Annotated in this window: 12 protein-coding genes; 7 read left to right on the plus strand and 5 right to left on the minus strand. The window is 71.9% G+C overall.

The features are described from left to right. Window positions 1-144: 144 nt before the first annotated feature. From M2163_RS39235 to M2163_RS39265, 7 genes are all read left to right on the plus strand, one after another. On the plus strand, window positions 145-1,083 hold the full coding sequence (locus M2163_RS39235) for a LysR family transcriptional regulator (protein ID WP_280896365.1): 939 nt from the start codon (window positions 145-147) through the stop codon (window positions 1,081-1,083). Window positions 1,084-1,210: 127 nt separating this feature from the next. Beyond that, a complete protein-coding gene (locus M2163_RS39240) occupies window positions 1,211-1,924 on the plus strand; it encodes an SDR family oxidoreductase (RefSeq protein WP_280896366.1) in 714 nt (237 codons plus the stop codon). 32 nt (window positions 1,925-1,956) lie between these two features. Next, entirely contained in the window at window positions 1,957-2,328 is a 372-nt protein-coding gene (locus M2163_RS39245) for an SgcJ/EcaC family oxidoreductase (RefSeq protein ID WP_280896367.1), read from the plus strand. Window positions 2,329-2,624: 296 nt separating this feature from the next. Beyond that, on the plus strand, window positions 2,625-4,193 hold the full coding sequence (locus M2163_RS39250) for an AMP-binding protein (protein WP_280896368.1): 1,569 nt from the start codon (window positions 2,625-2,627) through the stop codon (window positions 4,191-4,193). Window positions 4,194-4,282: 89 nt separating this feature from the next. Next, window positions 4,283-5,512 carry a 5-aminolevulinate synthase gene (gene hemA / locus M2163_RS39255; RefSeq protein WP_280854032.1) on the plus strand — a complete coding sequence of 410 codons (1,230 nt, stop codon included), beginning with the start codon at window positions 4,283-4,285 and terminating at the stop codon, window positions 5,510-5,512. A gap of 87 nt (window positions 5,513-5,599) precedes the next feature. Continuing rightward, on the plus strand, window positions 5,600-7,156 hold the full coding sequence (locus M2163_RS39260; RefSeq protein ID WP_280896369.1) for a long-chain fatty acid--CoA ligase: 1,557 nt from the start codon (window positions 5,600-5,602) through the stop codon (window positions 7,154-7,156). A 95-nt stretch (window positions 7,157-7,251) separates the two neighbouring features. Further along, window positions 7,252-8,772, plus strand: a complete 1,521-nt coding sequence (locus M2163_RS39265) for a DHA2 family efflux MFS transporter permease subunit (RefSeq protein ID WP_280896370.1) — start codon at window positions 7,252-7,254, stop codon at window positions 8,770-8,772. Between the two features lie 726 nt (window positions 8,773-9,498). Here the strand turns inward: M2163_RS39265 and M2163_RS39270 are convergent. The 5 genes from M2163_RS39270 to M2163_RS39290 all read right to left on the minus strand — a co-directional run bounded on the left by M2163_RS39270 (window position 9,499) and on the right by M2163_RS39290 (window position 13,298). Continuing rightward, window positions 9,499-9,789, minus strand: coding sequence for a chorismate mutase (locus M2163_RS39270; RefSeq protein ID WP_280896371.1), 291 nt, complete (start codon window positions 9,787-9,789; stop codon window positions 9,499-9,501). Further along, a complete protein-coding gene (locus tag M2163_RS39275) occupies window positions 9,786-10,223 on the minus strand; it encodes a MaoC/PaaZ C-terminal domain-containing protein (protein WP_280896372.1) in 438 nt (145 codons plus the stop codon). Before M2163_RS39275 ends, M2163_RS39270 begins: the two co-directional genes overlap by 4 nt. Continuing rightward, window positions 10,220-10,672 carry a MaoC family dehydratase N-terminal domain-containing protein gene (locus M2163_RS39280; protein ID WP_280896373.1) on the minus strand — a complete coding sequence of 151 codons (453 nt, stop codon included), beginning with the start codon at window positions 10,670-10,672 and terminating at the stop codon, window positions 10,220-10,222. Before M2163_RS39280 ends, M2163_RS39275 begins: the two co-directional genes overlap by 4 nt. Beyond that, on the minus strand, window positions 10,669-12,081 hold the full coding sequence (locus M2163_RS39285) for a class I adenylate-forming enzyme family protein (protein WP_280848146.1): 1,413 nt from the start codon (window positions 12,079-12,081) through the stop codon (window positions 10,669-10,671). The genes M2163_RS39280 and M2163_RS39285 overlap by 4 nt, the downstream gene beginning before the upstream one ends. 98 nt (window positions 12,082-12,179) lie before the next feature. Beyond that, on the minus strand, window positions 12,180-13,298 hold the full coding sequence (locus M2163_RS39290; RefSeq protein ID WP_123994017.1) for a 3-dehydroquinate synthase II: 1,119 nt from the start codon (window positions 13,296-13,298) through the stop codon (window positions 12,180-12,182). Window positions 13,299-13,426: the final 128 nt, after the last annotated feature.

Consider the following 13,426-nt stretch of genomic DNA (forward strand, 5'->3'; position numbering starts at 1 on the left):
CGTGGCGCTCGTCTTGCGCTCGTCTTGCGCTCGTCTTGCGCTCGTCTTGCGCTCGTCTTGCGCTCATCGTGCGCGCGTCACCTGCGCCGATGCCACGACCGGGTTCCTCGTTGCTGAGAGGCGCAGCCTCCCAGCGCGCGTACGATGACGCCCGTGGAACTGCGCCAGCTGCGGTACTTCGTCGCGGTCGCCGAGGAGCTGAACTTCGGCCGGGCCGCCGAGCGGCTGCTCATCGCCGGCCCCTCGCTCTCCCAGCAGATCAAGGCACTCGAACGGGATCTGGGCGTCCGGCTGTTCGACCGCGACCGCCGCAGGGTCTCCCTCACCCCGGCCGGCGCCGCGCTCCTGCCGCACACCCGCGCCCTGCTGGACCGCGCCGACGATCTCAAGCGCCGGGCCGGCCGACTGTCCGGTTCGCAGGCGGTGCGGCTCGGATACGTCAACTGGCTGCCCCCGGACCTGATGTCGCGTACGGCAGCGGTGGCCCAGGTGCACATCGACGCCTGGGTCGCCCCTTCCCACACCCAGGCCGCGCGCGTCGCCGACGGCAGTCTGGACCTCGCCGTCTGCTGGGCGCGCACCGAGGATCTCCGCAGGCTCGGGCTGCGGGCCCGGCTGATCGGCGCCGACCGGCTCTACGCGGTGTCCAGGGGCGGCGACAGCGGCGACGTACCCGAGGTGACCGCACGCGACACCGACGTGCTCATCGACGACGACCTCACCGCCTGGGCGTCCTGGAACGCGTACGGCGAGGAACTCGCGCGGACCACCGGCGCCCGCACGGTCCGCATCTCCGACGGCGCGATCACCGGCCCGGCCTTCTTCGACCACGTGCGCCGCTGCACCCGCCCGGTCGTCAACTCGCCCAAGGGGCAGACCAGTCCGCTTCCGCCGGATCTGGTCCGCCGCGAGATCGTCGCACCGAAGGTCTACTGGACCTGGTCCCTGGTCCGGCGCGAGCACGAGGACCGCGCGGGTGTCCTGGCCGTCGTCGACGCGCTGTGCGAGAACGTCGGCGAGCTCGGCATCCACGCCCCGGACGCCTGGCTGCCCGCCGACGATCCGTACGCCCTCCGGGGCTGACCTGCGCTGGGAGCCGCTGCCTCCCAGCCGGGAGGAAGCCGGTCCTTCCGCCCTGCGTCGGACCGGCCTACCTTCCAAATAGTCGACCGGTCGGCTAGTACCGGTCACCGACTCGGAGAAGGTCACCATGAGCACGCAGAACCAGAAGGTCGCGATCGTCACCGGCGCCTCGCAGGGCATCGGCGCCGCCCTCGTCGAGGGCTACCGCAAGCTGGGGTACGCCGTCGTCGCCACCTCACGCACCGTCGCACCCGTCGACGACGCGGACGTCCTCACCGTCCAGGGCGACATCGCCGACCCGGAGACCGCGGAGCGCGTGGTCGCGGCCGCCGTGGAGCGGTTCGGGCGGATCGACACCGTGGTCAACAACGCGGGCGTCTTCGTCGCGAAGCCGTTCACCGAGTACACGGCCGAGGACTACGCCACCGTGACCGGCATCAACCTCGCCGGTGTCTTCCATCTCACCCGGCGCGCCGTCCCGCACCTGCTCGCCCAGGGCGGCGGCCACATCGTCAACGTCACCACCAGCCTGGTCGACAACGCGGACTCCAGGGTCCCGTCCGTGCTGGCCTCGTTGACCAAGGGCGGTGTGCAGTCCGCCACCAAGTCCCTCGCCGTCGAGTACGCGACCCGCGGCATCCGCGTCAACGCCGTGTCGCCCGGCACCATCAAGACGCCCATGCACGCCGAGGAGACCCACGAGTTCCTCGCCGCCCTGCACCCGGTCGGACGGATGGGCGAGATGAGCGACATCGTCGACGCGGTGCTTTTCCTGGAGACGGCGCCGTTCGTCACCGGGGAGATCCTGCACGTCGACGGCGGCATGAGCGCCGGTCACTGATGAACCGTCAACTCACGCAGGAGGGATCAGACATGACCAGCCCAACCGACGACAAGGCGATCCTGAGCCATGTCCTCGACCGGTGGAAGTCCGGAGTCGACGCCCACCGACCGGAGCGCGTGGCAGCCCTGTTCACCGAGGACGCCGTCTTCCAGGGGCTGCGTCCCTACAGCGTGGGCCGGAAGGGCGTCGCGGAGTACTACGACTCCCAGCCGCCCGGCCTGAAGACGGCCTACCGCGTCCTCGAGACACGGCGCCCCGCCGACGGTCTCGTCCTGGGCTATCTGGACGCCGAGTTCTCGTTCACCGACCGGCCCGCCCTCGCGGTCAAGCTGGCGGTGCTCCTGACCCGTGCGGAGGACGACTGGTACATCGCCCACTACCAGGTGTCCCGCATCGACTAGGGGGCGGCGGGTCACCGTACGACAGCAAAGCCCTCGTGGCGCCGGGCGGCGGAGTGCATTCGAGCCGAGCCGCAGCCCGGCGCCGAGGTCGCGGCGGACGCCCGCGCGCCCGTTCGGGGTGCCCTAACCGCGCCCGTCGTGCGCTGCCTGATCGGTCACCGGGGCGACGTCCGTCGCTCGTTCAGGCACGCCATTCGCACATTGTCGCCGGGTTCGCGGGCCGGGAGGCTGATCCGCGTCGTTGGAGGACAGCGCCGGCCCGTGCCAGAGCCGCCGCACGCTGAAACGAGGTGACCATGGGCGCCGCACAGGACCTGCCCGCCGATCCCGGGGGCTACGCCGCCCGGATCCTGGCCCGACTGGTCGCAGCGCCGGACCGGACCGCCACGCACTGGCGCGGACGGGCCGCCACGGCGGGGGAGTTCGCCCGGGCCGTCGCCGGGGTGGCCCGCACCCTGCAGGGGCTCGGCGTGGGACCCGGCAGCGTCGTCGGCATCCTGGTGGCGCCCAACAGCCCCGACACCCTGATCGCCCGGTACGCGGCCCACCTCCTGGGTGCCGCCGTCACTCATCTGCGGTCGGCCAACCCCGGCTCGACCGCGCCCGTTCTGCCGCTGGACGCCCAGCTTCGGATCCTGGTGGACACCTCGGTCGACGTGCTGTTCACCGACGCCGAGAACGCCGGTCGCGCCCAGGAGTTGTGCGCCCGCGTCAACCGGCGGCCCGCCGTCACCGGGTTCGGCGTCGGAGCCGGGGGTGCCGTGCCCGCCGAACCCGCGGACCCGGCCCGTCTCGGCCCGCTCACCGCGGCCGATCCGAGCGATCTCGCCGCTGTCGTCTTCACCAGCGGCAGCACCGCCCAGCCCAAGGGGATCCGGCTGTCGGTGCGCGCCTGGGAGAGCGTCGTCGCCGCGACCGCGGCCTCCCTCGGCACGGACGACCCGCGACTGCTCGTCGTCACACCGCTCAGCCACACCGCGGGACCGATGGCCGACGCCGTCCTCGCCGCGGGCGGAACCGTGGTCCTGCACGAGGAGTTCGACCCGGCGCGCGCCCTGCGGGCGGTGGCCGACCACCGCATCACCCACACCTTCATGGCCACCGCCCACCTGTACGGGGCGGTGGACCACGCCCGCGGCGAACCGGCCGATCTCTCCTCCCTGCGGCAACTGATCTACAGCGGCAGCACCGCCGCGCCCGCCCGGATCGAGGAGGCCGCGAAGATCTTCGGGCCCGTCCTCGTCCAGGGCTACGGGACCACCGAGGGCGGCCGGATCACCCTGCTGGACCCCGGCGAGCACATGGACCCACGGCTGCGGACCACGGTGGGGAGGCCCTTCAAGGAGACCGCCGTCAAGATCTGCGCTCCCGAGACGGGCGACGAACTGCCCGCCGGGCACAGCGGAGAGGTGTGGGTGCGCTCGCCCCACGTCATGGACGGCTACCTCAAGGACCCGGGCCTTACCGCGCTGGTCCTGCGAGACGGCTGGTACCGCACCGGCGACATCGGACGCGTCGACGCCGAGGGATATCTGCACCTGCTGGACCGGGTCGCGGACATGGTGAAGGCCGAGGGCGTCAAGATCTACCCCGCCGTCGTGGAGCGGGAGATCGCCGCGCTGGCCGGTGTCGCGAACGTCGCCGTCTACGGCGTACGGGACATGGACGGCATCGAGCACCTGTACGCCGCGATCGTGACGAAGCCCGGCGCCCGGGTCGGGCCGGCCGAGGTCCGCTCCCGGGTCGGCGCCGCGCTGACAGCGGCCCATGTGCCCGAGGAGATCCGCTTCCTCGACGAACTCCCGCTCAACGACTCGGGGAAGCCCGACAAACGGCGTCTGCGCCGGCTCTCCGCCACCGTCTGAGCGCCACTGCCCGAGCACGACCCTTCTCGCCCGGTTCCTCGGATGCCGGTGAAGGTTCAACGTCCCTTACCAGAAAGCGAGTTCGCACCATGACCCAGCATCTGGACTTCTTTGCGAGCGAGATGAGGGAGTTCGCCGACAGCAAGCGGTCCTTCCTGGAGATCGGCCGCCGCGCAGGGCGGTTCCCCAGCGCCACGGCCCGGACCGCGGGCGACGGCCGCGACCTCGACATCAGCGTCTGGTGCAGCAACGACTACCTCGGCATGGGACAGCACCCCGCCGTGCTCGATGCGATGCGCACCGCCCTCGACGCGTTCGGCGCGGGCTCCGGCGGCTCGCGCAACATCGGCGGCACCAACCACTACCACGTCCTGCTGGAGAACGAACTCGCGGCGCTGCACGGCAAGGAGAGCGCCCTGATCTTCAGCTCCGGCTACACCGCGAACGACGGCGCGCTGTCCGTCCTGGCCGGGCGGATGCCCGGCACGCTGGTCTTCTCCGACGAGCTGAACCACGCCTCCATCATCGACGGGCTGCGCCACAGCCGCGCCGAGAAGCGCATCTTCCGCCACAACGACGTGGCACACCTGGAAGAACTGCTCGCCGCCGCCGACCCCGAGCGGCCCAAGATGATCGTCCTGGAGTCGGTGTACTCGATGTCCGGCGACGTGGCCCCGCTGAAGGACATCTCCGCCCTCGCCCGGCGCTACGGCGCGACGACGTTCATCGACGAGGTGCACGCGGTCGGCATGTACGGACCCGAGGGTGCCGGGATCGCCGCCCGCGAGGGCATCGCCGACGAGTTCACCGTCGTCATGGGCACGCTGGCCAAGGGGTTCGGCACCTCCGGGGGTTACATCGCCGGACCCGCCCCGCTGATCGACGCGGTCCGCAGCTTCTCGCGCTCGTTCATCTTCACCACCTCGCTGCCCCCGGCGCTGGCCGCAGGCGCGCTCGCCGCCGTCCGTCACCTGCGCGCGAGCGAGGAGGAGCGGGACCGGCTCCGGGACAACGCCAGGTTGCTGCACCGCCTGCTGGACGAGCGGGGCATCCCCTACATCTCGCCGATGTCGCACATCGTGTCCGTCTTCGTCGGCGACGACGCCCTGTGCCGACGGGCCTCCGCCCTCCTGCTGGAGCGGCACGGCATCTACGTCCAGGCCATCAACGCGCCCAGTGTCCGGGCCGGCGAGGAGATCCTGCGGGTCGCGCCCTCGGCCACCCACACCACCAGTGACGTGGAGAAGTTCGCCGAGGCGCTCGGCGGCATCTGGCAGGAGCTGGACATCGCCAGGACGCGGACCGCGCACACCCTGTGACCGGTACCGCCCTGCACGGCGCCCCGGCTCCGAGGCCGGGGCGCCGCGCGCGAGAGCGCACGTCGAACACTGCTGAGCGGAGGTCCCATGTCCCTGTCGGTGGCGGCGATCCTCGCCGATTCCGCGACCCGGCGCCCGGACCACCCGGCTGTCGTGTTCGGTGACGAGCGGGTGACGTACGAGCGGCTGTGGCAACGCGCCAGGAAGTACGCTGCGGCCCTGGCCGGTCTCGGCGTCGGTCCGGGGGACCGAGTGGCGCTGCTGATCGGGAACTCGCCCGAGTTCCCGGCCGTCCACTTCGGGGCGCTGACGTGCGGCGCGGTCGTGGTCCCCGTGCACGCGCTGCTCAAGGCGTCCGAGATCGACTACGTGCTGCGCGACTGCGGCGCCTCGGTCCTGGTGTGCGAGGGGGCGCTGCTGACCGAGGGCGCGCCGGGCGCGGAGCTCGCCGGGGTGCCGCTGGTCACGGTACTGGCGCCGCGGGCCGCGGACGCGCCCCGGCTGGACGCGCTGGCCGACCGGGCGGAGCCGGCCGACGGCTGGACGCCGCGCGAGCCGGGCGACCTCGCGGTGGTCCTCTACACCTCGGGCACCACCGGCCGCCCCAAGGGTGCGATGCTGACGCACCGCAACATCGTGAGCAACGTCGAGGTCGGTGTGGTCTCGCCGTTCGACTTCCGGCCCGCCGACGTACTGCTCGGCTGCCTGCCGCTGTTCCACACCTTCGGGCTGGTCTGCGCGATGAGCACCTGCTTCCGGGCCGGGGCGACCATGGTGCTGATGGAGCGGTTCGACGCCGAGCCCGCCCTCGAGCTGATGATCCGCCACGGCTGCACGGTGTTCATGGGCGTACCCACGATGTACCTGGCGCTGCTCGAGGCGGCGCGGCACGAACCCCGGCGGCCCCCGCTCGACCGGGCCTACTCCGGTGGCTCCGCGCTGCCGGTCAAGGTGCTCGACGAGGTCGAGCGGACCTTCGGCTGCCCGGTGTACGAGGGCTACGGACTCACCGAGACGTCCCCTGTGGTGGCGTACAACCAAAAGGCCTGGCCGACCCGGCCGGGCACGGTGGGGATGCCGATCCGGGGTGTCGAGGCCGAGATCGCACGGGCCGACGTGGAGGGCCGGATCGAACTCGTGGCGGCGGGCACGGTGGGCGAGATCGTGGTCCGCGGCCACAACGTGATGGCCGGGTACCTGGGGCGCCCCGAGGCGACCGCCGAGGTGCTGGTGGACGGCTGGTTCCGGTCGGGCGACCTCGGTGTCAAGGACGAGGACGGCTATCTGTCGGTGGTGGACCGCAAGAAGGACATGGTGGTGCGCGGCGGCTACAACGTGTACCCGCGCGAGATCGAGGAGGTACTCGTGCACCACCCGGCCGTCGCGCAGGTCGCGGTCATCGGCCTGCCCGACGAGCGGTACGGCGAGGAGGTGTGCGCGGTGGTCGTGGCGCGGCCCGGCGTGACGGCCGGGCCGCCGCTCGCCCAGCGGATCGTGGCCTGGAGCCGGGAACGTCTCGCCGCCTACAAGTACCCCCGACGAGTGGAGTTCGTCGACTCCTTCCCGCTCGGACCCAGTGGAAAGGTCCTCAAGCGCGAGCTGGCGGCCCTGGTCGGTGGCGGCTCAGCGGCTTCTGACCGATAGGCGGACACCATTCGACGACACGTGTTGCACAGACGACAGGTGTCGTGGAACGATCGGGGCCGACGATCCTCGGAAGAGAATGGACACCCACACCCATGAGCAAGGACAACGCGGCGCCGCCGGTGGCCGCGGACGACTCCGACCGCATCGGCCCCGATCTGTGGTGGCTCACCGGCATCCTGGTGCTGGGCGGGTTCGCCACCCTCCTGGACAGCACGATCGTGAACGTCGCCGTCGGTACGCTCGCCAAGGAGTTCGACGCCGAACTGTCCGCCGTCCAGTGGTCCGTGACCGGCTATCTGCTGGCTCTGTGCATGACCATCCCACTCAGTGGCTGGGCCATCGAGCGTTTCGGCGCCAAGCAGACCTGGCTCTTCTCCCAGGTGGTTTTCCTCGCCGGTTCGTTGCTCGCGGGGCTGTCCTGGTCGGTGGAGAGCCTGATCCTCTTCCGCGTGCTCCAGGGCATCGGGGGCGGTCTGGTGATGCCGGTCGGTCAGTCGCTGCTGGCGCAGGCCGCGGGCACCAAGCGGCTGGGCAGGCTGATGGGCATCGTCTCCATCCCGGCCATGTTCGCCCCGGTCGTCGGACCGACGCTCGGCGGAGTCGTCATCGACGACATCGGCTGGCGCTGGATCTTCTACCTCAACCTGCCCCTCGGCCTGATCACCATCGCGCTGTCCCTGATGAAGATCAGCAACGTGGTCGTGCCCGGCCGCTCCCGCCTGGACGTGCTGGGTCTGGTCCTGCTGGCGCCCGGCCTCGGGGCCTTCCTGTACGGCCTGTCGGAGGTCGGTGAGGAGGGCGGCTTCGGCAACGGCCGCACGCTCGCCGGACTGATCGCCGGTGTCCTGCTGATCGCGGCCTTCAGCGTGCACGCGCTGCGGACCCGCTTCGCGCCGCTGATGGACCTGCGGCTGCTGCGGGAGCGCAACTTCACCAGTGGCACGGCCGCGACGTTCTTCCTCAGCATGGCGATGTTCGGCGCCATGATCCCTCTGCCGCTGTACTTCCAACTCGTGCGCGGCGCGGACGTGATGGAGTCGGGTCTGCTGCTGATGCCGCAGAGCATCGGCTACTTCCTCGCCATCGTGGTGGTCGGCCGGCTCACCGCCATGTACGGTGCGCGGTCGGTCTCGATCGGCGGTGTCGTCCTCGCGGCCGTCGCGACCCTTCCGTTCGGTCTGATCACCGCCGACAGCAGCAAGGTCCTGCTCTGCTCGTCGATGGTGATCCGTGGCTTCGGCTTCGGCGCGGCCATGCTCCCCTGCATGACCACCGCCTACTCGAACCTCGAGGCCGCCACGGTGCCGCACGCGACCAGCGCCTTCAACATCTTCCAGCGGATCGGCGCCTCGGTGGGCACGGCCGCGCTCGCGGTGGTGCTCCAGCAGCGCGCGACCACCGAACTGGACGGCCGCGCCGCCGGGTTGACCCAGGTGCTGCCGGACAGCGACATCGCGCACTCCTTGTCGGGGGCCTTCTCCACGACGTTCTGGTGGGCGCTGGGGCTGACGGTCCTCGCCCTGCTGCCGTGCATGGTGCTGCCGAGCAGGCAGCCGCACGAAGCGCCGTCGCCGGCTGCCGAGCCCGCGCAGCTCGGCGAAGCCGCCGTCTGACCTCCCGGACCGACCTTCGCGGCGGGCGGCGCGGCCGGACGGACCTCACGGTCCGGGCCGCGCCGCCCTTCCGTCGCGTCCTCGTGCCCTGGCGGCTCCTCTTCCTCGCGGCGGACTCGGGGCATGCCCATCCCGTGCGGGAACCCGTGCGAACGAACGCAGCGGTACGAACTCCGGCGCCGGCCACGCCCGGGGGAGACACCGACCCCGCACGGAACATGGCTGTGCCCGACCGATGCCAGTGGCCGGCCGGGGCGGCCGGGCGGCCCCGGCAGGTGATGACGAAAGGCCCGTCCCGACCCATCGGGGCGGTCGGGACGAGCCCGGATGCAGGCTTCGCCGGGGACCGGGCGGGGCCTGTCGGGTGGGCGGGGCTGCTTACGGCTGCGGGGGCGGGTCTCGTCGGGTAGTCGGGGCCGTTTACAGCTGCGGGGCGGGGCCTGTCGGGTGGGTGGGGCTGCTCACAGCGTGGGGGCGGGGCCTGCCCGATGGTCGGGGTCGTTTACAGCTGCGGGGCGGGGCCTGTCGGGTGGGCGGGGGCTGCTCACAGCGCGGGGGCGGGGCCTGCCCGGTAGTCGGGGTCGCTTACAGCTGCGGGGCGGGGCCTGTCCGGTGGGCATGGCCGCTTACAGCTCCGGGGTGGGGCTCCTCCCGAATGCGGGGACGCTCACAGCACCGGGGCCGGGCACGTCCGTGCGTGCCCGGCCCCGGTTTCCGCGCCCCACCTCAGTCGTGCGCCTCCTCCTCGCCCGCCGGCAGGGTTTCACGCCGCCCCAGACCCAGCAGCAGCAGCGCCAGCGAGGTGCCCGGGCGGCCGAGCGCCGAGTGGTAGAGGCGCAGTACGGCGTTCTCCCGGGCCAGTTCCACACCGGGCGAGCCGAGCCGGCGGCTCAGCGAGGCGAGTTCCGCCGCGGCCTCGCTGCGCCGGACGACGAGATCGATCAGCGACCGGTCCAGCTCCCCGATGTACTCGTGCTGCCGCGTCACCCGCTCCTCGGCCGACCGCACCCCGCTCACCGCTCCGCCCTGTGGTCCGGGAGGCGTACGCAGGCCTCGCCGCGCACGGTGACCGGACCGTCCTCGATCCGTACGGTGACGGACAGCCGGGCCCGGCGCACCCCCTCGTCCTCGTCGATCGCGGTGACGCGGGCCGTGCAGCGCAGCACGGCGTGGACCGGGGTGGGCGCCGAGAAGCGGACCTTGAACGACAGCAGGTCCTGGACCGGTACCCAGGTCGTCAGCAGACGGCCCAGCAGCGCCATGGACAGCATGCCGTGCGCGATCACGTCGTCCAGACCGGCCGCACGGGCCGCGTCCGAGTCGATGTGGATCGGGTTGTGGTCACCGGACGCGCCCGCGAACAACGCCAGCAGCGTCCGCGTGACCCGCACGCCCGGAAGTTCGGGCAGTTCGGTGCCGACCTCGGCCGAGGCGGGGGAGAACACGCTCATGCCCCCTCCCCGCCCCGGCTCGCCGGCCGTACCGCGATCACCTGGTGCAGGTCCGCCACCGGCTCCCCGCCGGGACCCGTCACCGCCGTGTCGCGCACCACGAACTCCAGTGCCCCGCGGGCCCTGATGTCCGTGATGACCGGCGCGAAGGTGAGGGTCTGGCCCGCGTACGCCGGGCGGTGGTAGACGAAGCCCTGCTCCACGTGGAGCACCCGGTCGAGGTCCACGCCCATCTCGGCCAGGAGATCCGACGGGTCCGCGAGGTCGAGGCCGAACAGGAAGGTCGGCGGCACCGGCAGGTCCGGGTGCCCGGCCCGCCGGGCGGCGTCCAGGTCGGTGAACTCCGCCCCGGGCGCCCCCACGACCTCGTTGAACATCCGCAGCCTGCCGCGCTCCACGTCCGCCGTGAAGGGCACGGACCTGCTGCCCACGAACGCCGTGTCGATCACCGGATCACCGCCTGACGGCCCTTCTCCCGCGCCGCGTGCAGCAGTTCGCGGTTGCGGATCAGCTTCCCGTTGCTGGTGCGCGGCAGCGCCGCCGCGCTGAAGTGGAACACCTTGGGAATCTTGTGCGCGCTGAGCCGGCCCCGGCACCAGTCCAGCAACGCGCTCTTGCCGAGCGACCCCTTGACCACCACATGCGCCTCGATCGCCTCGCCGAAGACCACAACGGCCTCACCGACCTCGGGATGGCCGGCGAGCACCGCCTCGACCTCCGTGAGATCGACCTTCAGCCCTCCGACGGCGACCACCGAGTCGGCCCGCCCGTTGATCTCCAGGACCCCCGAACCCGGCTGCGCCCGGCACCGGTCGTACGTGTTGAGCCAGCCGTCCGTGAACCGCTCGGCGCGGTCCGTGTGCAGATAGGGGTCCTCCGCCAGGCGCACCCGCAGGGTCCCGTCGACCACGGCCGTCTCGACGCCGGGCGCCGGAAGCCCCACCACGGGCGGGCCATGACGTCCCGTCAGGTCGGTGGCGATGATCCCGGCCTCGGTCATCCCGTACGCCTGGCCCACCCGGACGCCGTAGCGCCGCGCGAACCGGTCGAAGACCTCACCCGACAGCATCTCGCCGCCGGAGACCGCGAGCCGCAGCGCGGGCAGCGGTGGCGGCGCGGCCGTCCGGCTCAGCAGGTCGAAGTGGACCGGCACCCCGAACACCGCGTCCACCGGACGCTCCGCCATCAGCTTCAGCAGCTCGAAGGGCTGCGGGCGGGCCGCGAAGTGCAGCGCCACCCCGGCCGACAGGGCATGCAGCACACCCCCGATCAGCCCGAAGGAGTGCATCAACGAGCTGAGCAGCAGCAGGTTCTCGCCCCGCTTGGGCATGTCGGGCAGGTCGGCGAACCGCTCCACCTCCGCGAGCAGCGACCGCCCGGACCGGCCGATCACCTTGGGCAGCCCGGTCGAACCCGAACTGAACTGGAGCAGCGCGTGGTCGCTCTGCGCCGGCCGGCCGGTCCGGCGACGCTCCACGACCACCTCGCACTCGTCCCGGAAGACGGCCATGGGCCGGCCCCCACGGGAGGAGGTCAGATGGAACTGCGGCTCGCACAGCTCCAGCAGCCGGGTCGTCTCGGCGGCCGTCAACCGCGGGTCGAACAGCATCACCTGCGCGCCCGCCGACCACAGCGCGAACACCGACCACAGCAGGGTGAAGCTCGGCGGTACCTGGACGGCGACCGTGCTGCCGCCCCTGACGCCGTGCGCCCCGAGGGCCGCAGCCGCGCGCTCGGTCCCGGCGCGCAGCCGGTGCCGGGTCACCACGGTCTCCCCGTGGGCCCACACCTCGTCGAAACGTTCCCGGTCCGACAGGAGAGCGGCGAGCCAGGAGTCGAAGTCCGTGGCGGCAGCCATCGCGTCATCCCTTCCGTCAGGCTCCGTGCGGAGCGCGGACGTTGAGGCGAGGACCGGCATCCCGTCGGGGCGGATGCCGGCGGTACCTCGCGCGTCGGTCACTTCTCGATGCAGAACTCGCCCACCGGCCATCCGACGTGCCGCTTGTCGGTGGCGAGGTAGCCCAGCAGCTTGTCGCCGGGCTTCAGCTCGGTGCAGTTCAGCACCGTCGCGCCCGGACCGAGGACCCGTACGTGCCAGTCGTCCTGGAGCGTCAGACTGACCTCGACACCGCTCTCCGAACGCGCCCGGACCGTCAGCAGCGGACGCGACTCCAGCTTCACCCGGCCCACCACGATCCGCCGGGTCCGCCCGTCGGCGGTGACACCGAGGACCGTGCTGCCCGCCTTGAGCTCGCTGAGGTAGTTCGTCCGGTTGTCCGCGCCCAGCACGTACGAGTGCAGCGCGCCGGCGTTCACCCGGAACGGCCTGGTCGGCATGTACGGCAGCGGGTGCGTCTCGCTCACGCACAGCACGAAGCCGTGCGCGTACGAGCCGACCAGGATGCCCTCGTCCTTCTCGAAGTGCGTGCAGGTGTCGACGCACACCCGGTCGCCGAGCCCGTTGTGCTCGATGGACTCCACGGTCAGCGTGGTCAGGTCCAGGTCGGGGGTGCTGCTGGCCAGCAGCGTCGTCAGACCGAAGATGTCGTTGGCGTCCTCGGGGGCCAGCAGCAGACCGTCCGAGCCCTTCTCCAGAACGTCGACGATGATGCCGGCCTCCTCCAGGCTGCCCGCCTCGCAGATCAGGCGCCCCGGGGACTTGTCGGCCGCGGCGATCACGATCTCCAGCGGGATCTTCGTGGGGTCGCGGAACTTGACCACCGTGTACTCCAGCGCCTGCGCGGCAGCGCACGCCACCCGCAGCGTCGGGTCGTCGACCACCTCGACGAACGCGCCGCAGCGGTCGGGCCGGTCCGCCGCCGACAGCTTCAGCTTGTCCAGCTCCGCCATGGTCCCGATCCGGGTCAGCACCACGTCGGCGACGTCGGCGGCCTCCGGCGCGAGCGTCGCGCCGTCCTCGGTGACCAGCAGCTTCTGCACCGTCGGCGGCAGGAGCGCGAGTGTCTCCAGCCGGTCGTCCAGCACACCGGCCAGCCGGGCATGGACCGTGGCGTCGACGATCGACTCCCGCCGGTCGGCGGCGACGGAGCGGAGATCAACCCAAGCGAATTTCACAACTACCATCCCTACGGTCGGCTCGCTGACTGCCAGAACCCTCGCATCGGGCGTCCGCGCCCCCCATGCTCGATAGGACTGCTCGACCGGGCTCCGCACCGGCGGGGTCCCACCTGCCTGTACGGCTA

Origin of the sequence: Streptomyces sp. SAI-135 (assembly GCF_029893805.1) — a bacterium.
Taxonomy (GTDB): domain Bacteria; phylum Actinomycetota; class Actinomycetes; order Streptomycetales; family Streptomycetaceae; genus Streptomyces.

Excerpts from the sequence above, each read along its gene's own strand:
- M2163_RS39235 (WP_280896365.1), top strand. The coding sequence starts at position 145 with ATGACGCCCGTGGAACTGCGCCAGCTGCGGTACTTCGTCGCGGTCGCC.
- M2163_RS39240 (WP_280896366.1), top strand. The coding sequence starts at position 1,211 with ATGAGCACGCAGAACCAGAAGGTCGCGATCGTCACCGGCGCCTCGCAG.
- M2163_RS39245 (WP_280896367.1), top strand. The coding sequence starts at position 1,957 with ATGACCAGCCCAACCGACGACAAGGCGATCCTGAGCCATGTCCTCGAC.
- M2163_RS39250 (WP_280896368.1), top strand. The coding sequence starts at position 2,625 with ATGGGCGCCGCACAGGACCTGCCCGCCGATCCCGGGGGCTACGCCGCC.
- hemA (WP_280854032.1), top strand. The coding sequence starts at position 4,283 with ATGACCCAGCATCTGGACTTCTTTGCGAGCGAGATGAGGGAGTTCGCC.
- M2163_RS39260 (WP_280896369.1), top strand. The coding sequence starts at position 5,600 with ATGTCCCTGTCGGTGGCGGCGATCCTCGCCGATTCCGCGACCCGGCGC.
- M2163_RS39265 (WP_280896370.1), top strand. The coding sequence starts at position 7,252 with ATGAGCAAGGACAACGCGGCGCCGCCGGTGGCCGCGGACGACTCCGAC.
- M2163_RS39275 (WP_280896372.1), bottom strand. The coding sequence starts at position 10,223 with ATGAGCGTGTTCTCCCCCGCCTCGGCCGAGGTCGGCACCGAACTGCCC.
- M2163_RS39285 (WP_280848146.1), bottom strand. The coding sequence starts at position 12,081 with ATGGCTGCCGCCACGGACTTCGACTCCTGGCTCGCCGCTCTCCTGTCG.